The organism is Actinomycetota bacterium (assembly GCA_035640355.1).
Classification (GTDB): Bacteria; Actinomycetota; UBA4738; order UBA4738; family HRBIN12; genus CALGFI01.
Genome location: DASQWI010000017.1, coordinates 18,993 through 43,732, shown reverse-complemented (window position 1 = coordinate 43,732; position 24,740 = coordinate 18,993). Strand labels below are relative to the sequence as shown.

Here is a 24,740-nt window from a genome sequence, read left to right as displayed (position 1 = left end):
GTCGGCCCGAGACGACCGGAAAGGGGAGGCATTGATGGTATTGGTCACGATTCGTGCGCGGCTCCGGGATGATCCGGAAGCCATCCAGAAGATCCACGATGAAGTCACCTCGGCCACGAAAGAGATGGCCCTGCAGGCGGGCGACATCTCCCACCGGGTGTATCTGAACCCCCAGGACGGTCGGGACTTCCTGGGCATCGACGAGTGGAAGTCCGCCGAGGCGGTCCAAGCGTTTTCTGCCAACCCCCAGATTCAGGAGTTCTTCGGCCAGATGTTCGAAGGCCAGCCAGAGGTCACCGTCTGGGAGGGGTCAGGCTGGAACGAGTGGTGACCTAGCGGGGTCGCCTGGCAGCGAAGCCGCTCGCAGTCCGGCTCATCGTCGAGCCGGCGTCATGCACCGAGCGCGGAGAACCCCTCGTAGACGAGGAACGCTGGCCAGAGGATGGCTTTCGGGAAGATCGCCCAGACGTACTCCCAGAACGCGTCGGCCTGCTGCCAGTAGTAGAACAACGCGCCGAAGATCCCCAGCCCGTAGATCCCGCCACCCGCGGCCGCACCCGTGCCGCCCTTTGCCATCAGCGACCTCCTCCCCTGTCTGACTCCTGCATCGCAACCCTCGTGGCGGATGGAGTATCGGGGATGGCGAGGCACTTGGGTGCTGTTGTTGCTCTGCCGAATAGTTGGAGGGAGAGAGCTGGCCGTGCTTAGGCGAGCACGGAAAGAAGGAGTCGGAGGTCATGCCACGATGAAGCTGCCGGTGCTCCTGTGGAAGGAGGGCTGGAGGTTTTCGGAGCCGCCCGGCTACCAGCCGCACCTCGTGGAGGTGGGCGAGGGCGTCCTCGTCGACGACGCACGGTTACCGCACTTCCTGAACCAGCTGCTCGATGAGCACCCCGAGGGCCAGCGACTCAGAACGGAGGCGGCGAAACATCTCCCTTCTATGGGACTGGCCGTGGATCGAGGCGCCGACGGCTACGTCTACGTCTTCGTCAGTCGAACGGGAGAAACGGTCGGAGCGTTCGACTATCGCCTTCTCATGGCCACTGGCTGAATGCGTCGCCTGGCCATCCTCCGACGCGGCTTGCGATGTTCGATGGTGAGGCGGCTTGCGATGTTCGGTGGTGGGGCGGCGCTTATGCGTTCGTCAGAACGCTGCCGACCTGGGAGAAGGCCTGCAGGGCGTTGTGGACGATCAGGAAGATGATGAACGCAGCTGTCGCCGCCGATACGATCCGCAGGACCTGAATCTGAGTGTTCACCCTGTGACCCTCCCTTCCTTTCACTCGACGTCCCCACTTGGGGGATACCGTTTCTGTCCCCGGACGGTACCAGTGCGTTTCGTTGCTGGGGATACGTCGTTGGGCCATAAGAGACTCTCTTTCGCCTTCGGTCGATAGTTGACGTCGGCGGCAAAGGTCCATGACGACATCGGTCGGCCTCCGCAAAGTCCGCTCGCACGTCGTACACGAAATCGTCAGACGACTCATCGAGCGAACTTCAACCGCACGTTCAACTGGCGAGTCAGACCACGGAACTCGGGTCAGAGTCACTCACGAACACCAAACGCGCCTCGCGCGTCCGGGGGAAGCCGGATGGCCTACGGGGGCTGGAGCTGTGCCGTAACCGAAATGTCCGATCGCCTGATTCCCGCCCGCGTCGGAGTCCCTACCCTCAGCAGGCATGGAAGTATCGATACCGCGCGCTCGCTGGCGAGGTCGAAGGTGGCACCGGGTCAGCGAGACGACGCCGGTTGCCGAGCAAGTTGAGGAAGCCCGAGACGCCGAAGCTCGGGCATCGAACGACGTTCCCGTCCCCCTGCAGCTGCGCACGCTCAACATGGGGATGAGGACGATCCTGCTCGTTCCCCTGTTCTCGGCCTCTGCGCTGGTGTTGGCTCGAGGTACCGACGTGGACATGGGCCCGTTTGGCGTGGTGTTCGTCGTCGTCGCAATCGCCGCCGGACTCGCCACGCTGCTGCCCTACGAACGCCTGTTCCGAGTCGGTTGGGGGATCCCGGTCGTCTTCGCCTGGTCGATCGTGAACCTCGTCCTGATCGCCATCGGTATCTGGGCCACTGGTGGCTCGAGCTCGCCGCTCATGTTCTTGTACCTGCTCACGACACTCTTCTCTGTTGTTGCATTCACCCCTCGCGTCCAAGCCGTCTTCTTGGCGCTTACCGTCGCCAGCTACTCCGTTGCCCTCGGCGCCTCGGGGTGGAACACGATGAACGTGGTCATCCTCGGGGTTCTCGCCTTCCTGGCGAACCTGCTGGTCGGTCAGCTGAAACGTCAGACCGCCGCGCACAGGGAGGCACATCTGGAGTCCGAGCGTCGGTGGGCGCTTCTCGCGGTGGTGTCGGCGGCGGCAAGACAGATGAGCGCGGTCGAACCGACAATCGTCCTCCGAGCGGTCGTGGACTCGGTCGTCGCGCTGGGCTTTCCGACTACCCGGATCTACGTGCAAGACGATGGTGACTATCGAGCCGTCCTTCCTCCGGATGCCCCCGAGAACTCCTCGCACGCGATCGACTCGCTTCGCTTGGAGGCCATCAGGCGGGTGCTGGACGGAGGAAAGCCCGTGGTCATGGGCGAGGTCGGTGACGCGCTTCGGGAGCCGATTCGCCGGCTTGGCCTTTCGTCAGTGGTGGTCATCCCCATCCCCGAAGGCGAGCACGTCGAGGCGATCCTGGTCGTCGGCGTTGAGGGATCCGACGGTGCTTCGGCTCAGGACGTCGAGGTCTTTCAGATGCTCGCGACGCAGGCGGCTGTCGCACTCGAGAACGCTCGCCGTTTCGAACGTCAACGCCGCTCGATGGACCGGATCGCAGAGCTCGACCGGATGAAGAACGACTTCCTCTCCAACATCTCGCACGAGCTGCGTACACCGCTGACCGTGATCACGGGCGTGGGTCGGACACTCGAGGAGAGCGCGGACATCCTTTCGGAAGAAGACCATCGCGATCTGCTGGCCCGACTGAATGCGAACGCCGCAACGCTGGACAGCATGGTTGCCGAGCTCCTCGACTTCGGACGGTTGGAGGCGGGACAGCTCGACATCGAACCGACGGACGTCGATCTGCGAGAGCTGCTGACCGGAGTGACCGACCGCCTGGCCAGTCTCTTCCGTCACCACATCGTCCACGTCGACGTCGAACAAGGACTCACGGCCCAGGCAGATCCCCTGCTCCTCGAGCGGGTGGTCGAAAACCTGCTCACGAACGCAGCGAAATACACGCCGGCGGGGAGCAACGTCCGTGTGTCCGCGATCGGCGAAGGCCGGGACGCGGTCGTCGCCGTCCTTGACGACGGACCCGGGATACCGCCCGATGAGCTGTCTCACATCGGCGAACGGTTCTTCCGCGGAGGCGATCCGAACACCCGATCGACGCGAGGGACGGGCCTCGGCCTCGCACTCGTGTCCGAGATCCTCGACCTGCACGGCACCTACCTGGAGGTCGAGAGCAAGCCAGGGGCGGGGTCGAGATTCAGCTTCCAACTCCCACGCGGTCGCGTGACGGCAAACGATTCGTCGATCGGAGGCACCACGGTCATGTCCCGCACCGCACTGGGTCTGTCAGGGCAACGGCTCGTCCTGAGCGATGTCGCCCTCCCCGACCGGTTCGAGACCGTGCTTGCGGCCGCGCAAGTGGGCTTGGAGTTGCCCGTCGCCGCCCTGTTCCGCGAGTTTCATCCGCGGGTTCTCCGCTACCTGCGAGCGCATCTACCCGAGCGCGCGGAAGAGCTCGCGTCCGAGACGTGGAGCGAGATCGCAGCGGGGCTCCCGGAGTTCGAAGGGAACGAGGCCTCCTTCCGGCGATGGGTGTTCGCCGCTGCGAGGCGGCGCTTGCAGGAAGCGCGTGAGGAGCGAGGCTTTGAGCCGAGCGCGCGGATCGAGCGGTCCGAAGACGTGTCCGACGAACGACGCGCAGTTGACGCCGCACTCGCCCAGATCAGGGCGCTCGACCCTGAGCAGGCCGACGTTCTCCTTCTGCGCGCCCTGGGAGATCTCGACCCGCTGGAGGTCGCGGAGATCACCGGCGATTCACCCGATCAAGTGCGCGTGCGAGAGATGGAGGGGCTTCGGACTCTGAAGGACCGCACCGCCCTACGGACGGTCTGGACTCTCGAACGGGCTGAATCGGGAACGCGCCGATGACGAAGATCGACGGAGGGCTCATCGAAGAAACCACTGATGCGTTCGACTTCGCGGAGATCCTCGAAGCGGTTCGAGCCGCGGCCACACCGGAAGAACAGGCAAGCGCGAACGAGGCCATCTCCGCAGTCACCTCGACGCTGCGTACCAACCGACGCGCCGCACAACGAACCGTCGTGCGAGACGTCGCGACGAAGGGGCGGCGAGCAGGGACGAGGCTCGGAGCCGCTCTCGTCGTCACGGTCCTCACGGCAAGTACGAGCCTCGCGATCAGTGGAGGGCTCCCGGACGAAGCTCGGGACGCCGCCGCCGGGCTACTGGCGCTTGCCGGACTACCGTCGTCGGCGCCAAGGTTCGGAGCGGACCCGGCTACGGCTCCGCATACCACAGCCGAGCCGTTCGGGCCGGCGGATGACGATGGGCCCGTGTGGAGACCTCAGTTGTTGCTGGGCGGGATCGCCGGATCCATTTATCCGACACAACAGGCGCCTGCCCATAACGGGAGTACGCTCCCCGATTCCGACCCGCTGCCTGATGTCGACCCGATCCCTGATGTCGACGTCCTGCCGGATCCGGAGCCAGTGCCGGATTCCGACCCGGTGCCTGAAGCCGACCCATCGCCGCACACCGACCCCGTACCGGATGTCGACCCCGTACAGGATGTCGACCCCGTACAGGATGTCGACCCAGTGCCGGATGACGATCCCATTCCCGTTGTCGACCCAGTTCCCGACGGTGAGCCGGTGCCTGATGTCGACCCACTGCCGGATTACGGTGATGTACCCGACTACGGCACGCCCGGGTCCGACGAGAAGCCTGGTAACGGCCCGCCGCCCCACGACGGCACAAAGCCGGGTAACGGCCCGCCGCCGCACGCCGGCCCGAAGCCCGAGGCAGGCCCGAATGGCTACGACGGGAAGCCTGGCAATGGCCCGCCGCCGCACGCCGGCCCGAAGCCCGATGCAGACTCTACGGGCTACGACGACGAGCCGGGTAACGGCCCGCCGCCCCACGCCGGCCCCAAGCCGAGTGACGACCAGAAGCCGGGGAACGGGCCGCCGCCCCACGCCGGCCCGAAGCACAATGAAACCCCGGCGCCCGTGGAGAGCCCGGCGCCCGAGACCGACGCGGCCACCGATGCTGACCCCGCGCCAGAAGCTGATCCCGCTCCAGAACCTGATCCGGCCGCCGAGCCTGGTCCGGCGCCACAGGCTGACCCAGCCCCCGAGGCTGGTCCGGCGCCCGACGAGGCGACCCCCTAGGAGCACGCACAGGGGCGGCTCTACCAGCCGATGGGGGTGATCAGCTGGGCCGAGATCCTCGACCTTTCCGTCGGCGAGTTCAGTCCCGGTCAGACATCTAGCGATCGCCGGCGTCGCCGCCCACAGTCGGCATGCACACCGTCCGATAAGACGAAGGTGCGCAAACCGGCCGAGTTCCTGAAGTCACAGTTGCGGCTTCGGGTCGCCGTCTTCGGGGCGACGGTTGCCGTCGCGGCCGTTCTCACCCTGATGGGCGTTTGGTGGCTGCCCGCGTCCTTCCTTGCCCTCGGGCTCCTGTTCGTGCTTGGACGCGAGGCGTTGAACGGCCGCGCGCTCGATCCGGCGGGCCTCCGGAAAGGGATCCTCGGTGAAGAGGCCGTCGCTAACGTTCTGGCACGGCTACCGTCCTCCTACTGGGTGCTGCACGGCGTCTACACAGGGCACGGGGACGTCGATCACGTCATCATCGGGCCCACCGGCGTGTTCGCGCTCGAGACGAAGGGCTGGGAGGGCAAGTTCTATCGCAGCCGAGGTCAGCTGTACTGCAATGGGAAGCCGGCCGAGCATGTGCTGCAACAGGTGCGGGGCGCCGCCGGGCAGGTCCATCAAATCCTCCTGGAGGCCGGTGTCGACGAGTGGGTCGAGGCCGTCGTGGCCGCGGCGCGCGCCTCAGTAGCCCGCTCTCCCCTTCGCTTCCGGAACGCGTACGTCGTCTCCATCGAGGACGTGGTGGGGTTCGTGACGAGCCGGAGACGTTCGCTCAGCAGCGCGACCGTCCTTCAGGCTGCCGGGGCTCTATTGCGGCCGGGAGAGCAGCTCCCGCCCGAGGAGGTCCCGTCCCCTGCGACGAGTCACGAAGATGCTGCTGATGCCGACTAGTTTGAACTGATTGATCAGGTCGCCGAGGGGATCTCGATCCAGCGAGACCTGGGAAACGCCAGAACGTTTCGACCGGGTGCCTGCGTGACCACGAGCAGGACGGCGTCACAGTTGCGACAACGCAGGACGATCCCCGGAGCCTCCGTGTACGCGTGCTCCGCGCCGATTGGTTCGACGTTGCCGCACCCGGCACACGCGATCCGACTCGTCGTCACCTCGTGAACGAACACCTCTTGGAGGATGCCGGCGATCGCGTTGCCGTCGGTCCTCGTCTCCCCGCCTTCCATCTATCCTCCCGTCGGTCCGAATCGTTCGGTCTTGACGCTCGTCGCCGGATACCCAAGAAGGACGAGAGCGCTTGCGACCGACTCGACGAACGGCGTGGGCCCGCATATGAACGCCGTCGGCGAGCTCGATGCCGGCCAAGCGGTCTCCGACAGCATCGCGCCGTCAACACGACGCGCGTACCCGGTCCATCCCGGCGGCTGTGATCGGGTCAGCGTGTGGAACACCTCCGGACCGTTCGAGCCTGCCGAAAGCCCCTGCAGTTCATCCCGATAGATGACGTCGTCCCACGACCGCGACGAGTACACGAGCCGGGCACCCACTCCGGCCCCCGCAGCCTCGCGGTGCCGCAGCATCGACATCAGCGGGACGATGCCGGATCCACCGCCGACGAGCAGGACCGGTCCGCCTTTCGAGGCCTCCCACACGAAGTAGCCCCCGATGGGGCCACGGAGCTCGAGCTGGTCGCCGCGGCGTAGCTCTCCGAAGAGGTACGAGGACACTTCACCATCGGGCAGCAGCTCGACGGTGATCGCCAAACGAGAGTCTTCCGGCGCCGAGGCGATCGAGTAGCTGCGCTGGGCCTGATATCCATCCTCGGCCGTGAGGCGGACGTCCACGTGCTGTCCGGCCCGGTGGCCGGGCCAGTTCGCGACGTCGAGGACGATGCTTCGAACGCGGGGCGTCTCGTCGATGAGCTCGGTCACCTCGCCGAGCGTCCAGTTCAATCGCCCCAGTACCGCTGCTCGCGCCATGGATCTCCGTAGATGTGGTAGCCGTACGACTCCCAGAACCCCGGCTCGTCGTGGTCCATCATCCGAAAGCCGCGAACCCATTTCGCGCTCTTCCAGAAGTAGAGGTGCGGCACGAGCAGACGAGCCGGGCCGCCGTGTTCGTCCTCCAGCGGCTGGCCGTCAAAGGCAAACGCGATCCACGCCTTGCCGTCGACTAGATCCTCGAGAGGCACGTTGGCCGTGTAATCGCCGTCGGAGAACGCGAGCACGTGGGTGGCCTCGTGCTCGACTCCGTCCAGGAGCGTGTCGATCGCGACGCCCTCCCACATCGTGTCGAGCTTCGACCACTTCGTGACGCAATGGATATCGGTGCGGATCTCCTCGGAGGGGAGGGCTCGGAACTCCTCCCAGCTCCACGTCTTTGGCTCCGCGACCTCGCCCTCGATGGAGAACGTCCACTGCTCGAGCGGCGTGTGCGGCGTGGGGCCTGCCGAGAGCACCGGCCAGTCCGGATCGACGCGATACTGACCCGGCGGCAACCGAGAGGCATCGGCCTCGCTCGTCCGTCTGCCTCGAAACCCGCGGGAGACTCGTCCCATAGTCCGTCCGTTCGTCGAGGATGAAGCGGCCCTGATCCTATGCGCTTCTCTAGGAGCTGCGGATCTTGGTCCGCTCGCGGGCATGTCTGCCGTGCTCTGCGATGAAGCGAGCGACGTCGCCGATCGCGTCGGCGTGGCCACCCAGCATGAGGTGACCACCGCTACCGATCGTCACGAGGCGCGCGTCGGGGATGCGGCGGAACATCTCGACGGCGCCCTCGTAGGGAGGACCCGGATCGTCGCGAGCGTGCATCACGAGCGTCGGGACGCGGACCTGTGACAGATCGATTCGGTTGACGTCCGGGTTCGACACGTACGCATCGAAGCACTCGCCCACGACCCTGAGTTTCCCCAGAAGGACGTTGTGCATCGCGCGGGCGAGCTTCTCCTGATCGCCCGGGATCAGCTGCACGCCGTGAGGAACTTGCAGCACCTGGCTGAGCGCGCGATCAGGCCGCGCAGGTACGTGATCATCGTCTAGAGGATCGGGTCGTTGCCAAAGATCGCCTTGAACAGTGGCTTCGGCGGCAACCCTTTCGAAAGGTGCTCACCCAGGACGTTGGCGGAGACCAGGATAAGCGCACGGACCCGCTCGGGATGACGGACCCCGAGATGCAGCGCGGACGTGCTCCCGGCCGACCCCGCCAGGACCACGGCGTCGCTGATACCCAGCGAATCCATGAGCTCTGCGAAGGCGTCGGCCTGCATCTCAGTGGTCGCGTGCTCAGGCATCTCCGAGCCGAGGTAGCCGAACCGAGACGGGACGAGCAGTCGGTATCCATCCGGCACGAGCCCCTCGGCGAGATCGCGAAGGCCGCCATCCGCCGCCTCGGTGATGCCGTGGACTACGAGAACGACCGGACCGTCGCCACGGTCGAGGTACTCGATCCGGCCGAACGACGAGTCCACGGATCGCCATTCAAGCCCACCGATCTTCGCTTCGCGGCGTCGATGTCGTTCCGATAACGCTGGAACACGTTCATCGCGGGGCCTCCTCTGCTTACGTTGCCATCACGCCCCGACCATCGCCCTCGACGGCCAGCTCAGCCACAGGATCGAGCCGATCAGGGCCGCGTTGACCCCCTCGATGAAGAGGAACCAGGGGGTGAAATACACGACCATCAGCAGGAACGAAGCAGCTAGGCCGGTGATCGCCGCAGCGCGCCACCAGTCGGCATGCGCCCACAGTCCAATCCCGGCTGCCACCAGCACCACCGCGGTCGCTGTAGCGACCGTCGCGGCGAGTGCCCTCCTGTCGCCAAGCAGCCACGAATAAGAAGCATCGAAGGGCGCTTCCTTCCCGGGAGCTGGATTCGGAACGAGGACCCACATCGCGACGTGGATCAGCCCGTGCGCGATGAGGAATCCGATGAAGATGAACCGCCACATGTGAATCACCTCCCATCTTGTCGGTGCCATCGTGCCCTCGTGCCCGATCGAGATCACCGGCCGGACGACCCGGACCGTGCGGTCCCTTGGTCCCGCCCGCTGGACTCACCACCGTTCGGAACCCACTCCTTCAGCCAGACACGACCGATCACTCCTGCTCATACGAACGGGTCTCTCGCCACGAGCAACTCCGCTTCTTCGATCGATCCGGCCGAGAACGTGATGAGTCCGCCCGACCGGTCAGCCAGCGGGCCGCCGACGTAGTCAGGCAGGTCGAGCTCACGCCAGTACGCCGCGTGATTCGGTGCGACTGAACCAACCCGGCCCGGATCGTGCTGCATCAAGTAAAAGTACGCGACCCGCATATCGCCCTCGTTCCTCCGGGACTACTCAGGCGTCGACCGGAACCGTGCGAGGTACCTTCCCTGTCATCGTGAAGATGAAGCGCATCGCCCTGTGGCCAGAGTCGGCGCAGGGGTTGAACATCAAAGGGCATCCTCCGTCGATCACGGTGACTCCTCGCTCACGGCCGTAGGACGTGGCCTCGTCCGAGACGCTGCCCCGTCCGAACGAGCGATGCATCCACACCTGGCGGATCCCAAGCTCGGTGCACTCGCGCATGGTCTCGACGGCGACCTCAGGCCGCGTCCCGATCACGACTGCGTCGACGCCGCCCTCGATCGTCTTCAGGTCGTGGTAACAAGGATCGCCCTCGACCTCATCCGCGTTCGGATTCACCGCAAAGACCTGATACCCGCGGTCGCGGAGCCGTTGATACACGACGTTGGCTCCGTGTCCCTTCGGGTCCCTCGAGACACCCGTCACCGCGATCCTCTGCTTCGACAGGAACTCCTTCGCTGCTTCTCTCATCGTTGCCATGAGAATCCCCCCTGGTGATGAACCGGCTCGCGACCGCCGCGCCGGTGATGATCCTTGTGGTCGAGTTCGTACTCCTCCCGACGCCGCGCCATCGCCACGTACATGCTCGGAACCATCAGGACGTGCATGGCTGCGAGGAACGACCCTTCGGGAATCGCCCCAGCGAGGAACGGACCGAGCAAGACGATGTACGGAACGGTCATCGCCGCGCTCATCTCGCCGACGCTGGCCCAGCCGTGCCGCCGATGGCGCATCCACAGCGCCATGCCGGCGACCATGTACCCGGTCATCAGCAGGCCCCGGAGCGCCGCATAATGCAGCAGATTCGAGTGTCCCGCGAGCGCGAAGAGCCCCGAGACTGCTGCTCCCAGGATGGCCATCGACAGCAGCATCACGACGACCATCTCGGCGAAGTGTCCCCAGAACCGCCGCTTGGACCGTGTCGGAACCGATGCCTGCAGTTCGACCATATCGATGTTCATGTCCTCACCCGTCCACGTTCTGGCGCACCGCCGGCCGCGTCCCCGGGCCGCGGCTGGTGGTCACGCTTCCATCAATACGTCGAGACGCGCCGCTCCTCCGTGTGGCGCTCCTTCGAGCGGCGGATCGCCCTGCTGATGCCGTAGATGCAGAGCCCGCAGCACGCCGCCGCGACGACGACCCAGAAGACCACGGCGACACCTCCCTCGGCCGTCTCGGACCGGCGTCTCCGGTCCGCCTGGCCTCCTACCTTCCGTCTCGCGTCGTGAACGCCATAGGGGCTTTGGGCCCAGGTCCGAAGGGACCGGAGGTCCCACGCGGGAGATGCCGGCGTGCAGATGAACATCGGGATCCACGCCGTCGGGATCGCGGCCGAGCTTGCCGTCGCGCTCGTGCCTCCCGTGCACGACTGGATCGCGAAGAGGATCTAGGTAGCCCGTTCCCGCACCGAAGCCGAGCAGTGTGAAGCCGAAAGTCCGGAGCTTCGCACTAGCGCAAGGGCGAGTAAGTAGATGCGTACATCTTGGTCACGGATCGCTATCCGCCGTTCAGCCTGAGCGAGTGAGCATCGCGATCTGACGGCCTGCGAGCTCCAGCCCCGCGTGCCAACCGGGAGCTCGCCCACCCGCCGGCGGTTGCAGCGTCGACGTTTCCACGCCTCCGCGAGCGAGCAACCATGAGATCAGCGAGTTGGAGTTCCACATGTCGCCGGTGCGCAGCTCGTCTCGGCCCCAGACCAGCATCGGGACGGACGGCACCAGCTCGAGGATGCCTGTCGCTCGCGTGACGTCGTTCGCAACCCGGACCGGGCTCGACACCGCCTCCCTCGCATCTGGGATCAACCCTCCGCGCCACCGGCGGATCTCGTAGCGGAACAGCCGGAAACGTCCCGCCCATCGCGTCCCGACCGGGCCCTCGCCAACGACGCCGCGCTCGGGACCCGTGTCGTCTCGGATCGGCGCGGATTCGATGACGAAGCGGCCGTCCGGAACGCTGATCTCGAGAGCCGTGTGGTACAGGTCGTTTCGGTGGCGTCGCTCGACGAGCGCCTTGATGGCTTCGTAGACCTTGCCGTTGAGCCGAACGACGTGTCCGCCGGCTCCAAGCGGAATCCAGTAGAGATCGACCGCGGCCGATGACGCGTCATTCGGACGCGACTGCATCGACCCAACGGAGCAGATCTCTCTCAGTGATGATCCCGATCAATCGATCGCCTTCGACAACGGGCAGACGACGGATCCGCTTGCCCGTCATCAGACCGAAGATGAAGACAACCTCGTCCGTTAGCGCGACGGAGACGACGGGCACCGACATCACGTCGCCCACGCCACGAACCAACAGTTGTGGATCGTCGAGGATCCTTCGCGATACGTCCCGCTCCGTGAACACGCCGACCGGGCGTCCATCTTCGACGACGACGACAGCACCGATGTCGCGGTCGATCATCGCCCGAAGAGCGTCGGCGACGCTGGCGTCCGGTCCTACGTGAACGACCGGGGAGCTCATCATCTGCTGCACGAAATCCGGCGCCTTGACCATGTCGACTCCCTTCCGCTGCGACCAGCGAGGCGGGAGTTCATACCCCCGCCTCGCTGGTTCGGGCGAAGTACTACTTGAGGACCGGCAGCCGCTTCACCAGCGACAACCGCTCCCAGTACCGACCCAGCCCGATGTACCTGCCGGCTCCGACGTACGTGATGCCGGCCAGCACGACCGCGTACACGACGTGGTCATCGAGGAACGGGTTGTGCTCCGGCCAGATCGCCGTGGCCGTGTAGAAGATCGCCATCCACACGATCCCGCCGAGCGCCGCCAGCCGCGTTCCGATCCCGAAGATCAGACCGAGCCCGATCAGTAGCATCGAGAGCATGTACACCCACTCGACCCATGTCTGCCCGGTCAGACCGTCATACAGACCCTTGAAAGGGGCCCTTCAGCGCGTACATCAGCACGCCGTCCGTCGGCGATCCGCCGTTGACCCACGCGGCGTCGCCGAAGAAGTCGATGGCGCCGGTCTCCGGGTTGCGCCCCGTCGCGAAGCCCAGGGCGAACGCCTTGTCCACGAACGCCCACAGGAAGGTCCAGCCCATCGCGATGCGGAGAACCCCCCACACGGCGCCGGCCGTCCTTCCCTCCCGTGGCTTCGACACCGTCGTGACGCCGTTGGCCGTGATCTCCGTCACGACCCCGTTGTCGATCACCCTCGTTGCCATGACGCCCTCCTTTCTCAACGAGCAAAGGGTGCCCTGGAACGACGGGCATGCGATGGGTCGGACGCCCCGGTCCAAGCAGGACTTATCCAGGGCTGCCGGGGGCCTTTGGTCCGGGGTCAGGCAGGAGTACCCGGTGTGGTGGTGTGCCGGGCGAGATACGCCGCCGCCTCCGCACGGCGCGCAACCTCCAGCTTCGACAGGATGCTGGAGACGTAGTTCTTCACGGTCTTCTCGGCAAGGCGAAGCTCGTCGCCGATCTCCTTGTTCGTCTTCCCATGGGCGACTGCGGAGAGGATTCGTTCCTCCTGCGGCGACAAGCGGGCCAACTTCTCGTCGCGGAGCAGATGTTTGCCCTTGCGCAAACGCTCCAACACTGCGTTCGTCACGGCCGGATCGAGGAGGCTCTCGCCCTTGCCGACCGTGCGGATCGCGCGCACGAGCTCGCCGCCCTTTACCTGCTTGAGCACGTATCCGGACGCTCCCGCCATGATCGATGCGAAGAGGGCTTCGTCGTCCGCGAACGAGGTCAGCATGATGACGGCAGTCTTGGGGTGCTTGGCCCTGATCTCACGGGTCGCCTCGATGCCGCTCCCGTCGACGAGCCGGACATCCATGACGACCACGTCGGGACGTGCCCTGTCCGCTTCGTCGACAGCCTCACGAACAGACCCGGCTTCGGCCGTAACGATGATGTCGTCGGTCGCCTGGAGAAGGGCACGGACGCCGTCACGCACGACCTCGTGGTCGTCGACCAGGAGGACACGGAGAGGCGGTTTGGTCTTGGCTTTCTCCGTGCTCACGTAGAGAAAGCCTAACCGCCCGCGGTCGTGTGGACCCGAGCGGCGACCTTCTCGCCCACCCGGTCCAGGAAGTCCTTCACCGTCGCCTCGGCCACACGGTGAAGCAGCGCGCGATCGAACACCCGCCCCACAGCTCCCATCGGTGGCAGGTAGCGCCCGCTGATCGAGATTTGGGTCCGCGCCGGTCCGAGCGCCGCGATCTCGAGGTCCGCCTCGAACGACGGGAACAGGCGCGCAGCGCCAGTCGCACTCCACGACATCGGCAGACGAGCCTGGGCGAACGCGCGGACCGGTTGACCGAATGAGATCTCGACTCGCTTGTCGACACGGTGGCGGTTGGTCACGGCGAAGCCCACATCGGACATGAGCTGCTCGCCCGCGTCGTCGGCCGCGCGCGCCTCGCCCGGGATCCAGGTCCCGGGGTCCGACAGCAGCGCCGCCTCGACGCGGTCGTACGGATCCTCGAGGTCCAGGAAGTACTTGATGAACATGCAACGAGGATCGGCGCACCCGCGCCGCGTTCGGAGGGCCGAACGACCCTCCGACGCCGGGACGGATGGCCCGAGGAGTAGCGGCCGCGGCGAGGCAGAGTTCCCTCCATGACCGATCTGAGTGATAGCGCTGCGACGGTGCTCGTGGTCGAGGCCAATCCGGACGAGCGCGAGATGTTCGGTGCGTGGCTCGAGGATGCCGGATACCGCGTCCTCGCTAGTCCAGGGCCGCTGGAGCCCGACTTCACGTGTGTGGGCGACCGGACGGGTACATGCCCCCTCGCCACTGCCGCGTCCGTCGTCGTTCTTGACATGAGCACGCAGAGCGAGATGGTCGGGTTTGGAACGGCGTCCGAGGACCTGCTCGGCCTCTACCTGTTCGCTGACCGGCGCGTCGTCGCTCTGGGGTCTCGTCCGGGCGGCGAGATCCCAGACCAGCTCCTTCGCCGCCAACGCCATCCCGAGTGGGAGGAGCTCCTCGACGCTGTTCGCTCGCTGATGCACCCGGGAGATCGGCCGATCTGCCGCGAAGAGCGGCACTTCGCGCGGCCCGAATAGGTCAGAGCGGAAGTTCGATCCGGATCGTCGTGCCCTGCGCGGGCACGCTGGCGATGATCGCCTTGCCGCCCAGCGCCGCCGCGCGCCCCTCCAGGTTGGTCAGCCCCTCCCCGCGCCGTGTGGTCGACGGATCGAAGCCGTTCCCATCATCGTCGATCTCGAGCACGGCAGCACCGCCGTCCTGCCGCAACGACAGCCTGCACGTTGCCGCGTTCGCATGGCGCCCGACGTTGGAGAGCGTTTCGCGCGCGAGCTGGACGAGCTCGGCGGCATGTGATGTGACCACAGACGCGACCTCGTCGTCGATCTCCACGACGGTGACGACGCCGCTCTTCGTTTCGAACTCCTCGGCGAGGTGGCGGAGCGCGTGGCCGAGCTGGCGGTCCGCGAGGATCCCGGGGCGTAGGCCGAAGATGTAGTTGCGGAGGTCCCGGATCACGCGATCCAGCTCGCCGACGGCCGCCTCGATGCGGCGGGCAAGGTCCTCGTCGCTGCTCATCAAGGCCGTCCCCTGCAGGCCCATTCCTACAGCGAACAGCGCCTGGATCACCCCGTCGTGAAGCTCTTTCGCGATTCGCTCGCGGTCCTCGAGCAGCATGAGCCGCTGGATCCCCTCCTGGGCGCGCGCGTATTCGAGCGCGAGCGCTGCTTGTCCCCCAAAAGCCTCGAGGACGCGAATGTCGTCCTGCGTGAAGGATCGACCGCCGCGACGGTTGACGGCGGCAAGCGTTCCGAACGCGGCGCGATCACGCGCAAGCGGGACGAACACGGCAGGGCCCATCTCACCAAGAGCGACGACCGGTTGCTGAGCTCGAGTGTCGTTCGATACGTCCTCGCTGATCTGGGGGCGACCGCTGCGGGCCACGGCTCCGGAAATCGAACCGTCCACAGGGAAGCGGCGTTCGGTCAGCTCATCGGCCCGGGCGCCGTCCGCGGCCCGGATCACGAGTTCCGCTCCGCCGCCGTCGGGCACCGCAACCGTCGTCAGGTCAGCGCCCACGAGCTCTCGCGCACGAGATGCGACCAACGAGAGCGCCTCGTCGGATCCAGCTCCCGCCAGAACCGCGTTCGTGATCTCGCGAACGGCGTCGAGCCATCGTTCGCGTCGGGCCGTCTCCTCGTAGAGTCTCGCGTTCTCGATCGCGACGCCGGCCTGCGACGCGAGCACCAGGACCGTCTGAGCGTCCTCTTCAGTGAACTCCGAAGCACCTTGCTTCTCGGTCAGATAGATATCGCCGAAGACGTCCCCTCGTGCCACGATCGGCGCCCCGAGGAAAGAATGCATCTCGGGGTGGTTAGGGGGAAACCCGTACGCGTGTTGATGTTGCGAGATGTCGGCGATCCTGATCGGGGTTCGTTCGGTCCCGCGGTGGATCAGCAGTCCCAGGATTCCGTGACCTACCGGTAGGTCGCCGATTGCGCGGCGCTGTTCGGTCGTGATCCCCGTAGTGATGAAGTCGACGAGCCTGCCGTCCTCGACGACGCCGAGAGCCCCGTATCGAGCGCCCGTGATGTCCGCCGCGACCTCGATGATTCGCTGGAGCACAGCCGAGAGCGACAGCTCCGATGCGAGGACGAGGCCGGCCTCGATCAGCTCATCGCGTCGATCCACGATCGGAGCGTAGCGCTCGCCGCCGTGGGGACGTAGGCGCCTAACGCTGCGCCTTCGCTCGGGCCTTCACGATCGCCCGGAGTGTGAGCAGCGCGACGATCGCGACGACCTGGGCACCGAGCACGATCCGGTTGAGATCTACCGCCGGCCGCCAGGTCACCTCCTCGCCACGGATCAGGTATGCACCGACCGGGCGGGCGGCCAGACCGAAACCCGATCCAGAGCCCCTGCCCTGGCCCTCCGGCCCCTCGCCGCCCCCTCCACCGGCACCGCCCTGGACGCGAGCGGCCGGGATTACGGTCACGCCGTTCTTCTCGTATGGCTCGCCGAAGACGCGCTTCACGGTCATCGCATCGCGCGCCTGCGCAAGCACCTCCTGAACCTCCATCTTCGCCTCCCTTCGGCTTGGACAGGTCTCGTTGGACACTACGACGACACGCGCGGACCGTGATTCGTCATTCGTCCTTGTCCAGGAAGCGGCCGTCCTGCCCTGCGATCCGGGGCCTTTCGTCCTCTTCGCGTATCGATCCCAGCGCTACCTTCGCATCGACGGAAAGAGGTGAGTCGAATGGACACGAAGGTCATGCAAGAACGCAGCCGCGGGGTCCGAGTTCTCAAGACGGAAGCATCCGCCACATCGTCTCCCCGCGTGCGCTCCGTGGACGCCGCAGTTCTCACCTCCGCGATCGTCGCCGCGCTCATGTTGGGCGCGTCGGTGCTCGGCATCGTCATCGACGACCTCTATCGAGAGGCCGCGTGGGCGCGCGAGGCATTCCGCGGCGGCGACATCGTGACGCTCGTGCTGGTTGTGCCGGTACTCATCACGTCGCTGGTGCTTGCGCGCCGCGGATCGGTGCGCGCCACGGTCATCTGGATCGGCGCGCTTGCTTACTCGATCTACAACTACGCGTACTACGTGTTCGGCGCGTCGTTCAACGACGCGTTCCTCATCCACATCGCGATCTTCTCGGCGTCGATCTTCGCGCTCGTCATGGCCGCCTCGAGCGTCGACGTCAGCTCGATGGCGGAGCGGCTTCGAGGCCCCAGGCTCGCCCGATGGATCGGCGGCTTCCTCGTGCTCGTCGGCGTGGGCCAGGGTGGATTGTGGGTCTTCATCATCCTTCGCTACGTCGCAACGGGGGAGGTCCTCGCGGACATCCCAGTCCGCGGTCAGCACGTCGTGTTCGCGCTGGATCTGTCGCTGCTCGTCCCGGCGCTCGTCGTCTCGGGCGTGCTCCTATGGCGACGAACACCGATCGGGTACGTCGCGGCGGGGATCGTGAGCGTGATGGGATCGCTCGTCCTGCTCAACCTGCTGCTCGCGGCTGCGTTCCAGGCCAACGCGGACGTCGCCGGAGTCAAGGCGTTCCCCGTGGAAGGCGTCGCGATGACCGTCGGGATGGTCGCATCGGCACTGCTGTTACTCGTGAGGCCGTTGAAACTGATTGGAGGGAACGAACGATGAGGCTCACATGGAGAGACGGAGTAACCACGATCCTCGCGGTGTTGGTCGGTGCGGCAACGCTCGCCGTCACGGACGACTGGGGGTGGGCGCTGCTGGGATCGACGCGCGCCGCCATCGGCGCCGTTGGGGCGATCGGATTGTCCATGTGCATCATCGGTGGTTCGAGGGACGCGTCGCCGGTGAGGGGCGCCTTCGGTGTCGTCGCTGCGGCGTTCGGAATCGCGGCGTTCATCCTCATAGTCCTCGGCCTGATCACGGGTTCGGAGTCACTACTCCTCGCGCTTGCCGGTGTGATCGGTTTCCTGTCGTTCATCACAACGCTTCGGCACGCGATCGTTCCGGCAACCGCGGCGCCCCAGCGCGGGTGATTCCGCGACGTGAACTGTTTGCGTCCGGCAATACCGGTGTGAGGCGTGCACTATGGCCGAACGGATATCGTCGGAAGATCGACTGCTTCCCGAGCGTCAGGAGGTCGAGGGGTCATGACTGGAACGTCGGTTGAATCGCGGGCGCCCGGCGGCGACGCACCTCCGCTCTCCGATGAGGAGCTCCGGCTGATAGACGCGTGGTGGCGAGCGGCCAACTACCTCTCCGTCGGACAGATCTACCTGATGGACAATCCGCTGCTTCGGGAGCCACTTCGCCCCGAGCACGTGAAGCCACGTCTGCTCGGCCACTGGGGAACGACGCCGGGGCTGAACTTCATCTACGTGCACCTGAACCGGGTGATCGGAGCCCGCGACCTCGAAGCGATGTACGTGATCGGACCGGGTCACGGCGGCCCGTCGCCGGTCGCGAACTCGTACCTTGAGGGCACCTACTCGGAGCTCTACCCAGACGTGACGGAGGACGAGGACGGCATCCGCCGTCTGTTCCGCGAATTCTCCTTTCCCGGCGGGATCGGCAGCCACGTGACGCCGGAGGTGCCCGGGTCGATCCACGAGGGCGGCGAGCTCGGGTACTCGCTCGCGCACGCGTTCGGGGCGGCGTTCGATAACCCGGATCTCTTCGTGTTCTGCGTCGTCGGCGACGGCGAGGCGGAGACCGGACCGCTCGCCGGGAGCTGGCACTCGAACAAGTTCCTGAACCCGGCGACCGACGGAGCCGTCGTGCCGATCCTCCACCTGAACGGCTACAAGATCGCCAACCCGACGATCCTCGCGCGCATCCCGAACGACGAGCTGTCGTCGCTGCTCGAAGGGTATGGCTACCGGCCGTACTTCGTCGAGGGCGAAGACCCACCCGACGTCCACCGGCAGATGGCCGCGGTGCTCGACGACGTGCTCGACGACGTCGAGCGGATCCAGGGCGCCGCGCGGCAGGACGGCGATCGCCGGCGGCCCCGGTGGCCGATGATCGTCTTTCGGACGCCGAAGGGATGGACGGGACCGCACGAGGTCGACGACCAACAGGTCGAGGGGACGTTTCGATCACATCAGGTTCCACTGTCGAATGTGAGGAACGACCCCAGTCACCTCGATCTCCTCGAACGATGGATGCGCAGCTACCGGCCCGAAGAGCTCTTCGACGAGAAGGGACATTTGGTCGCCGAGATCGCCGCCCTCGCTCCCAGCGGAGAACGCCGCATGAGCGCGAGCCGACACGCGAACGGGGGCGTCGAGCGCGACCTGTCGCTCCCCGACTTCCGACAGCATGCCGTCGAGGTGAACCAGCCCGCACGAACCTTTAGCGAGGCCACCTCGGTCCTCGCCGCGTTCCTCCGGGACGTCATCAAGCGAAACGGAGACACGTTCCGACTGTTCGGGCCCGATGAGACCGCTTCGAATCGCCTATCGCCGGTGTTCGAGGTGACGAACCGCACGTGGCTCGAGGACATCGTTCCCGCGGACGACCACCTGGCGCCGGACGGTCGCGTAATGGAGATCCTGTCCGAGCACATGTGCCAGGGATGGCTGGAGGGATACCTGCTCACCGGCCGGCACGGGCTGTTCAACTGCTACGAGGCGTTCATCCACATCGTCGATTCGATGTTCAACCAGCATGCCAAGTGGCTGAAGATCAGCAAGGAGGTTCCGTGGCGCCGGCCGATCGCGTCGCTCAACTACCTGCTGACGAGCCACGTGTGGCGCCAGGACCACAATGGCTTCTCGCACCAGGATCCGGGGTTCATCGACGTCGTCGCGAACAAGAAGGCGGAGATGACGCGGGTGTATCTACCGCCGGACGCGAACTGCCTGCTCTCGGTGGCCGATCACTGCCTCCGGACGAAGAACTACGTGAACGTGATCGTCGCCGGGAAACAGCCAGCGCTGAACTACCTCTCGATCGACGACGCGATCCTGCACTGCACTCGCGGCATCGGGATCTGGGACTGGACGAGCAACGACGGCGGAGACCCCGACGTGGTCCTCGCCTGCTGCGGCGACATCCCGACGCTGGAAACGCTCGCCGCGGTGGACCTCATCCGTCAGCACCTCCAGAACCTCAAGGTTCGCGTCGTCAACGTGGTCGACCTCATGCGGCTCCAACCGGAGAGCGAGCACCCGCACGGGCTGCCCGACCGCGAATTCGACACGCTGTTCACGGTCGACCGGCCCGTGGTGTTCGCCTTCCACGGGTACCCATGGCTCATCCACCGACTGGCGTACCGGCGAACGAACCACGAGAACCTGCACGTGCGCGGGTACAAAGAGGAAGGGACCGTCACGACGCCGTTCGACATGGTGATGCGGAATGACCTGGACCGGTTCCACCTGGTCATGGACGTGATCGACCGCGTTCCCGGACTCGGATCTCGAGCCGCGCACGTCCGGCAGCTCATGGTCGACAGCCGGATCAGCGCTCGGGCGTACACGCGGGAGCACGGCGAGGACGTCCCGAGCGTCCGCGAGTGGACCTGGCCGGCCTGACCCGAGCCGCATCGTGCGGGTCCTCGTCGTCAACGCCGGCTCGAGCAGCCTGAAGCTAAGGGTCCTCGACGGTGACGATCGAGTCGTCACGTCCCGTGACCTCGACGCGCGCGACGAGGATGTCGCTACACGAGAGCTCTCGACATTCATCGGCGACGTCGAGTTCGACGCGGCCGGTCACCGCGTGGTGCACGGCGGACACGTCTTTCGAGAGAGCGTGGTGGTCACGGGTGAGGTGATGGAACGTCTGGCGTCGATCGGCAACCTCGCGCCGCTCCACAACCCGCCGGCGCTCGCCGCGCTCGAAGCGGTGCGCGACATTGCCCCCGATCGACCGTCGATCGCCTGCTTCGACACGGCGTTCCATGCGACGCTCCCCGATCGCTCTGCGGTGTACGCCGTCCCGTGGCGCTGGACGGAGGACTGGGGAATCCGGCGGTTCGGGTTCCACGGGCTGAATCACGCGTATGTGGCGCGACGAGTACCGGAGATCCTCGGACGGGACGCCGACGAGCTTCGGATCGTGAGCTGTCATCTCGGTGCGGGCGCCTCGTTGTGCGCGATCGCCGGCGGCCGTTCGGTCGACACGACGATGGGGTTCACGCCGCTGGAGGGACTGGTCATGGCGACGCGCTCGGGGTCCGTCGATCCCGGCGCGCTCCTCTGGGTCCTCCGGGAGCAAGGCCTCCACCCCGACGACATCGAACGCGTCCTTGACCACGAGTCCGGCCTACTCGGGCTTTCCGGCGTCGCGCCGGGTATGCGCGACGTGATCACGGCCGCCGACCGTGGTGACCGGCGCGCGACACTCGCCGTCGAGGTCTATCTGCACCGGCTCAGAGCCGGGATCGCCGCCATGGCAGCGGCAATGGACGGGGTGGACGCCGTGGCGTTCACCGGCGGCGTCGGCGAGGGCTCCGCACGCATCCGTCTCGACACCTGCCGAGGCGTGTCGTTCCTCGGCGTCGACATCGATCCCACGGCGAACGAGAGCGTCGAGGAACTCGACGTCGACGTATCAATACGCGACGCCCCGGTCCGGACGGTTGTCGTGCAGGCCCGCGAGGACCTGACGATCGCCGCCGAGGTGCGTCGGCTCGCGGCGAGCGCCTGAGGCGCATCTCGTCCAAGTCGGACGGGACCTTCGGCCCACGCAGGTAGGGCCGGACGCCTCGGGGCGGACCCCCTCTTCTCGCCGACACTTACTCACGTGCGGTGCGGAGAGTCCGCCTCGTGAGAGAGAAAGGAGAAGGGCCATGAAGAAGGCCTTTCCAGTCGCTCTCATGCTCATCGGGCTCGTGTTCCTGGCGGCCGGTGCCTACACGGTCGTTCGTGGGATCGACGCCAAGGGAGATGTTCGCGATGAGCTCGAGGCGCAGAAGATCGTGACGCCGGAAGACGCCTCCATTCCGAACGCGGCCGTCGTCGACGCGGCAACGGCACAGTCGATGGCCGACATCATCGGCGTTCACGCCGACGAGGCCACGGGAGGACGCTCCTACGCGGAGCTGGGGCGCTTCCTGACACCCGACGGCGGCGACACCAGCGACGAGGCGGCAGCCCTCAAGGACGAAGAGGGCAACCCCGTTGCGAATCCTGTGCGGAACGTCGCCTTCCAAGCGTCGGCCCTTCGGACGAGCCTGTACACGTCCGTGATGGCCTTCAACGTGTCCGACCTCGTGATCGGTCTCGGTGTCGCTTTCGCGGCGCTCGGGTTCGTGATCGGCGGCGTCGGCGTGGCACTGGGAGGGCTGGCCATCCCCACCCTGGCGCGGAGGCTTCACGTCGAACCGGTCGCGGCTCCCCGCGTATAGGAAGACTCCACGACCTCCGCACCGTGGAGTTGACGCCCCGGTCCCTATCGGGACCGGGGCGTCGCGCGTCACCCGCCGATCTCGTACCTTAGGAACAGGTGCGATCCATGTCTCCGTGCGCTCAATAGTTCGCCGGACACCTTCCGCTCCGGTAGCAGATCGCTCCCCTCGACCAATCCGGGTCGCCCGCTCGTCGACGATCGGCCGGCGAGGAGCGGCGACACCGTCAGGAACAGCTCATCGAGCAGTCCTCGCCTCAAGAGGCCACCGATCACCGTCGGTCCACCTTCTGTGAGGACGACGTCGTGGCCCTCGCCGTGGAGGACTGACATCACGCTCGTGAGATCAACCTCCTCAGCGTCTCCGATCGCGATGACCTTCGACGATGGAGGCAGTCGCGTTCCGAGCTTCGCCGAGCCGGCCTCGGTGGTGACGACGAGGGCCCCCGCTTCCAACGCCGGGTGCCGTGGGTCGAGTGCGCCGGATGATGTCAGCACGACGAGTCGCGGTTCTGCGTCTCGCCCGAGACGGTCTCGAAGCTCGGAGAAGTCGGTTGCGCAGTCCGGAAAGATGTACCCGGGCGTCCATAACGAATCCGGCGCCGCTCGCATCGTTGCGGCTCCGATCAGCACCGCGTCGGCGAAGGCGCGGAGCAGACCCATCACGAACCGGTCGGCCAGGCTGTTGCCGCTGATCATCTGGCTGGAGTGATCCACGCCCTCGATGGCGACGACGCCGTCGAGGGACGAAACGAAGTTCGCGTACAGCCGCGGTGACTTGAATCCCAGGTCGCCGCCGTAGAGGCGTCCCAATTGCGGCTGCAGTTCCTGCGACGGCAAACCGGAGGTCTCGTAGATCACGTCGAACGGCTCCATGGGTTCGACGCCTCACCCCTGCCGCATGGCGACCTGAAGGAACGACTGCCGCAGCTCGGGGTCGTCCTCGTAGACGCCGCGCCAGAACGAGGTCCACGTGCTCGATCCCTCCTCGCGAACGCCCCGCATCTGCGTACACAGATGCACGGCCTCGAGATGGACGGCGACACCGTGCGGGGTCATCAGCTGCACGAGGGCGTCGGCGACCTGCTGACCGATGCGCTCCTGCACTGTGAAGCGTCGCCCGAACACGCGCACCAGCCGCGTGAGCTTGGAGATGCCGATGATGTTCTCGTGGGCGACGTAGCCGATGTGCGCCTCGCCGTAGAACGGCAACGCGTGGTGTTCACACAGTGCGAAGAACGAGATCGGTCCCTCGACGATCTGGCTGATTCGGCAGTCCGGACCGCCGCGGCACTCCGTGGGGAACGTCTTCAGCAGCTTGGGGTCGCCTTCGTATCCATCCGTCGAATCGAGCAGCGCTCTCAGGAAACGCGACGGCGTGTCCTTGGTCCCCGGCGTCTCCAGGTCCATCCCGAAAGCCTCGAAGATCTCACGGACGTAACCCTCGAACCTGTCCCACTGCGCGAGCGACAGGCTCCGCGGGCGGACGGCTTCCCACCGAACGTCGTCTTCCGGGTCCGTCTGGAGGTGGGAGGAACCGATGGACGTCGCCCGATCCTCTGCGGACTTGGTCATGGCTCTGTCGAGGCGACCTTGCCGCCCGGCAGCTGATCGACCTCGGTTTCATCCCACGCCGTGCTTCCCTTCAGACCTTCCACATTGAACTGGTAGTCATAGACCAGCGAACCGCCGTACGCCGCTCCGATCGTCACCAGCGCCCCGGCAACCACGGACAGGATGACGACCACACCCGGTGAGAAGCGAGCGTCCGACTGCGCGAGTCGAGCGACGATGTCGACGATCGCGATCGCCGTCACCGAGAGCATGATCGTCATGTGCGTGTTGATCGTCCGCCACACCTGCGTGTGCTGAGCGCGCCCCAGCAGACCGGTGGGTTCGCGATCGATCCCCTTCCACCAGTCCCAGAAACCGGTCGTCGCCGCGCCGAGGGACACGATCGCGCCGGCAATGATCACGTACGTCCCAGCCGTAAAGAGGTCTCGCGCGAATGGGCGCGGGTCGGCGCTCGATCCGTGACCGAAGAACGAGATCAGGTCGAAGATCGCGGTCAGCACGTACGCGACGATCGGAAAGTCGGTGAGCGGCGGGTGCGTCGGCTTTCCCGCCCATCCGCGTATCCCGTGGAACGCTCGTCCTCTGAACGTGATCGCGGGCTTGAACGAGAACAGACGTGCCATCAGCGACCTCCTCCTTACCCGTTCCGGCCTGTCCGCATGGTTTCTGACGTACCCGAGGACG

The 24,740-nt window shown here is 66.1% G+C and carries 33 protein-coding genes; 11 read left to right on the top strand and 22 right to left on the bottom strand.

Annotated features, from left to right (window positions below; all coding sequences use genetic code 11):
• Nucleotides 1-34 precede the first annotated feature (34 nt).
• Nucleotides 35-331: an antibiotic biosynthesis monooxygenase family protein gene (locus VFA08_08785; protein HYZ13684.1), complete on the top strand. Its 297-nt coding sequence runs from the start codon at nt 35-37 to the stop codon at nt 329-331.
• A gap of 59 nt (nt 332-390) precedes the next feature.
• Here the strand turns inward: VFA08_08785 and VFA08_08780 are convergent, their stop codons facing one another.
• Nucleotides 391-576: a hypothetical protein gene (locus VFA08_08780; GenBank protein ID HYZ13683.1), complete on the bottom strand. Its 186-nt coding sequence runs from the start codon at nt 574-576 to the stop codon at nt 391-393.
• Between the two features lie 169 nt (nt 577-745).
• Between VFA08_08780 and VFA08_08775 the strand changes: the two genes are divergently transcribed.
• The gene (locus VFA08_08775) at nt 746-1,051 is read left to right on the top strand and encodes a hypothetical protein (protein ID HYZ13682.1); all 306 of its coding nucleotides are present in this window, start codon (nt 746-748) and stop codon (nt 1,049-1,051) included.
• Between the two features lie 82 nt (nt 1,052-1,133).
• On the opposite strand, the gene VFA08_08770 is transcribed toward VFA08_08775, so the two are convergent.
• Nucleotides 1,134-1,259, bottom strand: a complete 126-nt coding sequence (locus tag VFA08_08770) for a hypothetical protein (protein ID HYZ13681.1) — start codon at nt 1,257-1,259, stop codon at nt 1,134-1,136.
• 583 nt (nt 1,260-1,842) lie between these two features.
• Here VFA08_08770 and VFA08_08765 point away from each other — a divergent pair.
• The 3 genes from VFA08_08765 to VFA08_08755 are packed head-to-tail and all read left to right on the top strand — an operon-like array spanning nt 1,843 to nt 6,293.
• Nucleotides 1,843-4,155 carry a sigma-70 family RNA polymerase sigma factor gene (locus VFA08_08765; protein ID HYZ13680.1) on the top strand — a complete coding sequence of 771 codons (2,313 nt, stop codon included), beginning with the start codon at nt 1,843-1,845 and terminating at the stop codon, nt 4,153-4,155.
• Entirely contained in the window at nt 4,152-5,414 is a 1,263-nt protein-coding gene (locus VFA08_08760) for a hypothetical protein (protein ID HYZ13679.1), read from the top strand. Before VFA08_08765 ends, VFA08_08760 begins: the two co-directional genes overlap by 4 nt.
• A gap of 36 nt (nt 5,415-5,450) precedes the next feature.
• On the top strand, nt 5,451-6,293 hold the full coding sequence (locus VFA08_08755; protein ID HYZ13678.1) for a nuclease-related domain-containing protein: 843 nt from the start codon (nt 5,451-5,453) through the stop codon (nt 6,291-6,293).
• A 14-nt stretch (nt 6,294-6,307) separates the two neighbouring features.
• Here VFA08_08755 and VFA08_08750 read toward each other — a convergent pair whose 3' ends face one another.
• From VFA08_08750 to VFA08_08680, 15 genes are all read right to left on the bottom strand, one after another.
• Nucleotides 6,308-6,580: a DUF6510 family protein gene (locus VFA08_08750; GenBank protein HYZ13677.1), complete on the bottom strand. Its 273-nt coding sequence runs from the start codon at nt 6,578-6,580 to the stop codon at nt 6,308-6,310.
• Complete coding sequence (locus tag VFA08_08745) at nt 6,581-7,333, bottom strand: ferredoxin reductase (GenBank protein HYZ13676.1); 753 nt, start codon at nt 7,331-7,333, stop codon at nt 6,581-6,583. It abuts the gene before it with no gap.
• Complete coding sequence (locus tag VFA08_08740) at nt 7,303-7,911, bottom strand: sulfite oxidase-like oxidoreductase (GenBank protein HYZ13675.1); 609 nt, start codon at nt 7,909-7,911, stop codon at nt 7,303-7,305. The genes VFA08_08745 and VFA08_08740 overlap by 31 nt, the downstream gene beginning before the upstream one ends.
• 49 nt (nt 7,912-7,960) lie before the next feature.
• Entirely contained in the window at nt 7,961-8,323 is a 363-nt protein-coding gene (locus VFA08_08735; protein ID HYZ13674.1) for an alpha/beta hydrolase, read from the bottom strand.
• 65 nt (nt 8,324-8,388) lie between these two features.
• A complete protein-coding gene (locus VFA08_08730; GenBank protein ID HYZ13673.1) occupies nt 8,389-8,820 on the bottom strand; it encodes an alpha/beta fold hydrolase in 432 nt (143 codons plus the stop codon).
• A 102-nt stretch (nt 8,821-8,922) separates the two neighbouring features.
• Nucleotides 8,923-9,330 carry a hypothetical protein gene (locus VFA08_08725; protein HYZ13672.1) on the bottom strand — a complete coding sequence of 136 codons (408 nt, stop codon included), beginning with the start codon at nt 9,328-9,330 and terminating at the stop codon, nt 8,923-8,925.
• A gap of 128 nt (nt 9,331-9,458) precedes the next feature.
• On the bottom strand, nt 9,459-9,665 hold the full coding sequence (locus VFA08_08720) for a hypothetical protein (protein ID HYZ13671.1): 207 nt from the start codon (nt 9,663-9,665) through the stop codon (nt 9,459-9,461).
• Between the two features lie 25 nt (nt 9,666-9,690).
• On the bottom strand, nt 9,691-10,170 hold the full coding sequence (locus VFA08_08715; protein HYZ13670.1) for a CoA-binding protein: 480 nt from the start codon (nt 10,168-10,170) through the stop codon (nt 9,691-9,693).
• A complete protein-coding gene (locus VFA08_08710; protein ID HYZ13669.1) occupies nt 10,167-10,661 on the bottom strand; it encodes a hypothetical protein in 495 nt (164 codons plus the stop codon). The genes VFA08_08715 and VFA08_08710 overlap by 4 nt, the downstream gene beginning before the upstream one ends.
• Before the next feature lie 546 nt (nt 10,662-11,207).
• Nucleotides 11,208-11,822 carry a hypothetical protein gene (locus VFA08_08705; protein ID HYZ13668.1) on the bottom strand — a complete coding sequence of 205 codons (615 nt, stop codon included), beginning with the start codon at nt 11,820-11,822 and terminating at the stop codon, nt 11,208-11,210.
• Nucleotides 11,803-12,198 (bottom strand): CBS domain-containing protein, encoded by a 396-nt coding sequence (locus tag VFA08_08700; protein ID HYZ13667.1) that lies wholly within the window; start codon nt 12,196-12,198, stop codon nt 11,803-11,805. The genes VFA08_08705 and VFA08_08700 overlap by 20 nt, the downstream gene beginning before the upstream one ends.
• A 70-nt stretch (nt 12,199-12,268) precedes the next feature.
• Nucleotides 12,269-12,520, bottom strand: coding sequence for a hypothetical protein (locus VFA08_08695; protein HYZ13666.1), 252 nt, complete (start codon nt 12,518-12,520; stop codon nt 12,269-12,271).
• Between the two features lie 46 nt (nt 12,521-12,566).
• Nucleotides 12,567-12,872, bottom strand: coding sequence for a hypothetical protein (locus tag VFA08_08690; GenBank protein ID HYZ13665.1), 306 nt, complete (start codon nt 12,870-12,872; stop codon nt 12,567-12,569).
• A gap of 116 nt (nt 12,873-12,988) precedes the next feature.
• Nucleotides 12,989-13,672 (bottom strand): response regulator transcription factor, encoded by a 684-nt coding sequence (locus tag VFA08_08685; protein HYZ13664.1) that lies wholly within the window; start codon nt 13,670-13,672, stop codon nt 12,989-12,991.
• An 11-nt stretch (nt 13,673-13,683) separates the two neighbouring features.
• The gene (locus VFA08_08680; protein HYZ13663.1) at nt 13,684-14,163 is read right to left on the bottom strand and encodes a hypothetical protein; all 480 of its coding nucleotides are present in this window, start codon (nt 14,161-14,163) and stop codon (nt 13,684-13,686) included.
• Between the two features lie 108 nt (nt 14,164-14,271).
• Here VFA08_08680 and VFA08_08675 point away from each other — a divergent pair, with 108 nt between their 5' ends.
• Nucleotides 14,272-14,721, top strand: coding sequence for a hypothetical protein (locus VFA08_08675; protein HYZ13662.1), 450 nt, complete (start codon nt 14,272-14,274; stop codon nt 14,719-14,721).
• Between the two features lies 1 nt (nt 14,722).
• On the opposite strand, the gene VFA08_08670 is transcribed toward VFA08_08675, so the two are convergent.
• Together VFA08_08670 and VFA08_08665 are read right to left on the bottom strand one after the other, a co-directional pair.
• On the bottom strand, nt 14,723-16,333 hold the full coding sequence (locus VFA08_08670) for a GAF domain-containing protein (protein HYZ13661.1): 1,611 nt from the start codon (nt 16,331-16,333) through the stop codon (nt 14,723-14,725).
• A gap of 40 nt (nt 16,334-16,373) precedes the next feature.
• Nucleotides 16,374-16,721 carry a spore germination protein GerW family protein gene (locus VFA08_08665; protein HYZ13660.1) on the bottom strand — a complete coding sequence of 116 codons (348 nt, stop codon included), beginning with the start codon at nt 16,719-16,721 and terminating at the stop codon, nt 16,374-16,376.
• Nucleotides 16,722-16,901: 180 nt separating this feature from the next.
• On the opposite strand from VFA08_08665, the gene VFA08_08660 reads away from it, so the two are divergent.
• The 5 genes from VFA08_08660 (at nt 16,902) to VFA08_08640 (ending at nt 22,482) form a co-directional block, all read left to right on the top strand.
• Entirely contained in the window at nt 16,902-17,798 is an 897-nt protein-coding gene (locus tag VFA08_08660; protein ID HYZ13659.1) for a hypothetical protein, read from the top strand.
• A complete protein-coding gene (locus VFA08_08655) occupies nt 17,795-18,166 on the top strand; it encodes a hypothetical protein (GenBank protein HYZ13658.1) in 372 nt (123 codons plus the stop codon). Before VFA08_08660 ends, VFA08_08655 begins: the two co-directional genes overlap by 4 nt.
• A 114-nt stretch (nt 18,167-18,280) precedes the next feature.
• A complete protein-coding gene (locus tag VFA08_08650; protein HYZ13657.1) occupies nt 18,281-20,668 on the top strand; it encodes a phosphoketolase family protein in 2,388 nt (795 codons plus the stop codon).
• A gap of 13 nt (nt 20,669-20,681) precedes the next feature.
• The gene (locus tag VFA08_08645; protein HYZ13656.1) at nt 20,682-21,782 is read left to right on the top strand and encodes an acetate/propionate family kinase; all 1,101 of its coding nucleotides are present in this window, start codon (nt 20,682-20,684) and stop codon (nt 21,780-21,782) included.
• 142 nt (nt 21,783-21,924) lie between these two features.
• Nucleotides 21,925-22,482: a hypothetical protein gene (locus VFA08_08640; protein ID HYZ13655.1), complete on the top strand. Its 558-nt coding sequence runs from the start codon at nt 21,925-21,927 to the stop codon at nt 22,480-22,482.
• A 68-nt stretch (nt 22,483-22,550) separates the two neighbouring features.
• Here VFA08_08640 and VFA08_08635 read toward each other — a convergent pair whose 3' ends face one another.
• The 3 genes from VFA08_08635 to VFA08_08625 are packed head-to-tail and all read right to left on the bottom strand — an operon-like array spanning nt 22,551 to nt 24,679.
• On the bottom strand, nt 22,551-23,357 hold the full coding sequence (locus VFA08_08635; protein ID HYZ13654.1) for a dihydrofolate reductase family protein: 807 nt from the start codon (nt 23,355-23,357) through the stop codon (nt 22,551-22,553).
• A gap of 12 nt (nt 23,358-23,369) precedes the next feature.
• A complete protein-coding gene (gene folE, locus VFA08_08630; protein HYZ13653.1) occupies nt 23,370-24,056 on the bottom strand; it encodes a GTP cyclohydrolase I in 687 nt (228 codons plus the stop codon).
• The gene (locus tag VFA08_08625; GenBank protein HYZ13652.1) at nt 24,053-24,679 is read right to left on the bottom strand and encodes a DUF2231 domain-containing protein; all 627 of its coding nucleotides are present in this window, start codon (nt 24,677-24,679) and stop codon (nt 24,053-24,055) included. The genes folE and VFA08_08625 overlap by 4 nt, the downstream gene beginning before the upstream one ends.
• Nucleotides 24,680-24,740 lie beyond the last annotated feature (61 nt).

Excerpts from the sequence above, each read along its gene's own strand:
- VFA08_08775 (HYZ13682.1), top strand. The coding sequence starts at position 746 with ATGAAGCTGCCGGTGCTCCTGTGGAAGGAGGGCTGGAGGTTTTCGGAG.
- VFA08_08640 (HYZ13655.1), top strand. The coding sequence starts at position 21,925 with ATGAAGAAGGCCTTTCCAGTCGCTCTCATGCTCATCGGGCTCGTGTTC.
- VFA08_08690 (HYZ13665.1), bottom strand. The coding sequence starts at position 12,872 with ATGGCAACGAGGGTGATCGACAACGGGGTCGTGACGGAGATCACGGCC.
- VFA08_08765 (HYZ13680.1), top strand. The coding sequence starts at position 1,843 with ATGAGGACGATCCTGCTCGTTCCCCTGTTCTCGGCCTCTGCGCTGGTG.
- VFA08_08675 (HYZ13662.1), top strand. The coding sequence starts at position 14,272 with ATGACCGATCTGAGTGATAGCGCTGCGACGGTGCTCGTGGTCGAGGCC.
- VFA08_08750 (HYZ13677.1), bottom strand. The coding sequence starts at position 6,580 with ATGGAAGGCGGGGAGACGAGGACCGACGGCAACGCGATCGCCGGCATC.
- VFA08_08655 (HYZ13658.1), top strand. The coding sequence starts at position 17,795 with ATGAGGCTCACATGGAGAGACGGAGTAACCACGATCCTCGCGGTGTTG.
- VFA08_08780 (HYZ13683.1), bottom strand. The coding sequence starts at position 576 with ATGGCAAAGGGCGGCACGGGTGCGGCCGCGGGTGGCGGGATCTACGGG.
- VFA08_08740 (HYZ13675.1), bottom strand. The coding sequence starts at position 7,911 with ATGGGACGAGTCTCCCGCGGGTTTCGAGGCAGACGGACGAGCGAGGCC.
- VFA08_08725 (HYZ13672.1), bottom strand. The coding sequence starts at position 9,330 with ATGGCACCGACAAGATGGGAGGTGATTCACATGTGGCGGTTCATCTTC.
- VFA08_08680 (HYZ13663.1), bottom strand. The coding sequence starts at position 14,163 with ATGTTCATCAAGTACTTCCTGGACCTCGAGGATCCGTACGACCGCGTC.
- VFA08_08635 (HYZ13654.1), bottom strand. The coding sequence starts at position 23,357 with ATGGAGCCGTTCGACGTGATCTACGAGACCTCCGGTTTGCCGTCGCAG.
- folE (HYZ13653.1), bottom strand. The coding sequence starts at position 24,056 with ATGACCAAGTCCGCAGAGGATCGGGCGACGTCCATCGGTTCCTCCCAC.
- VFA08_08695 (HYZ13666.1), bottom strand. The coding sequence starts at position 12,520 with ATGCTACTGATCGGGCTCGGTCTGATCTTCGGGATCGGAACGCGGCTG.
- VFA08_08625 (HYZ13652.1), bottom strand. The coding sequence starts at position 24,679 with ATGGCACGTCTGTTCTCGTTCAAGCCCGCGATCACGTTCAGAGGACGA.
- VFA08_08710 (HYZ13669.1), bottom strand. The coding sequence starts at position 10,661 with ATGAACATCGATATGGTCGAACTGCAGGCATCGGTTCCGACACGGTCC.
- VFA08_08660 (HYZ13659.1), top strand. The coding sequence starts at position 16,902 with ATGGACACGAAGGTCATGCAAGAACGCAGCCGCGGGGTCCGAGTTCTC.
- VFA08_08760 (HYZ13679.1), top strand. The coding sequence starts at position 4,152 with ATGACGAAGATCGACGGAGGGCTCATCGAAGAAACCACTGATGCGTTC.
- VFA08_08785 (HYZ13684.1), top strand. The coding sequence starts at position 35 with ATGGTATTGGTCACGATTCGTGCGCGGCTCCGGGATGATCCGGAAGCC.
- VFA08_08700 (HYZ13667.1), bottom strand. The coding sequence starts at position 12,198 with ATGGTCAAGGCGCCGGATTTCGTGCAGCAGATGATGAGCTCCCCGGTC.
- VFA08_08715 (HYZ13670.1), bottom strand. The coding sequence starts at position 10,170 with ATGAGAGAAGCAGCGAAGGAGTTCCTGTCGAAGCAGAGGATCGCGGTG.
- VFA08_08705 (HYZ13668.1), bottom strand. The coding sequence starts at position 11,822 with ATGCAGTCGCGTCCGAATGACGCGTCATCGGCCGCGGTCGATCTCTAC.
- VFA08_08650 (HYZ13657.1), top strand. The coding sequence starts at position 18,281 with ATGACTGGAACGTCGGTTGAATCGCGGGCGCCCGGCGGCGACGCACCT.
- VFA08_08720 (HYZ13671.1), bottom strand. The coding sequence starts at position 9,665 with ATGCGGGTCGCGTACTTTTACTTGATGCAGCACGATCCGGGCCGGGTT.
- VFA08_08665 (HYZ13660.1), bottom strand. The coding sequence starts at position 16,721 with ATGGAGGTTCAGGAGGTGCTTGCGCAGGCGCGCGATGCGATGACCGTG.
- VFA08_08745 (HYZ13676.1), bottom strand. The coding sequence starts at position 7,333 with ATGGCGCGAGCAGCGGTACTGGGGCGATTGAACTGGACGCTCGGCGAG.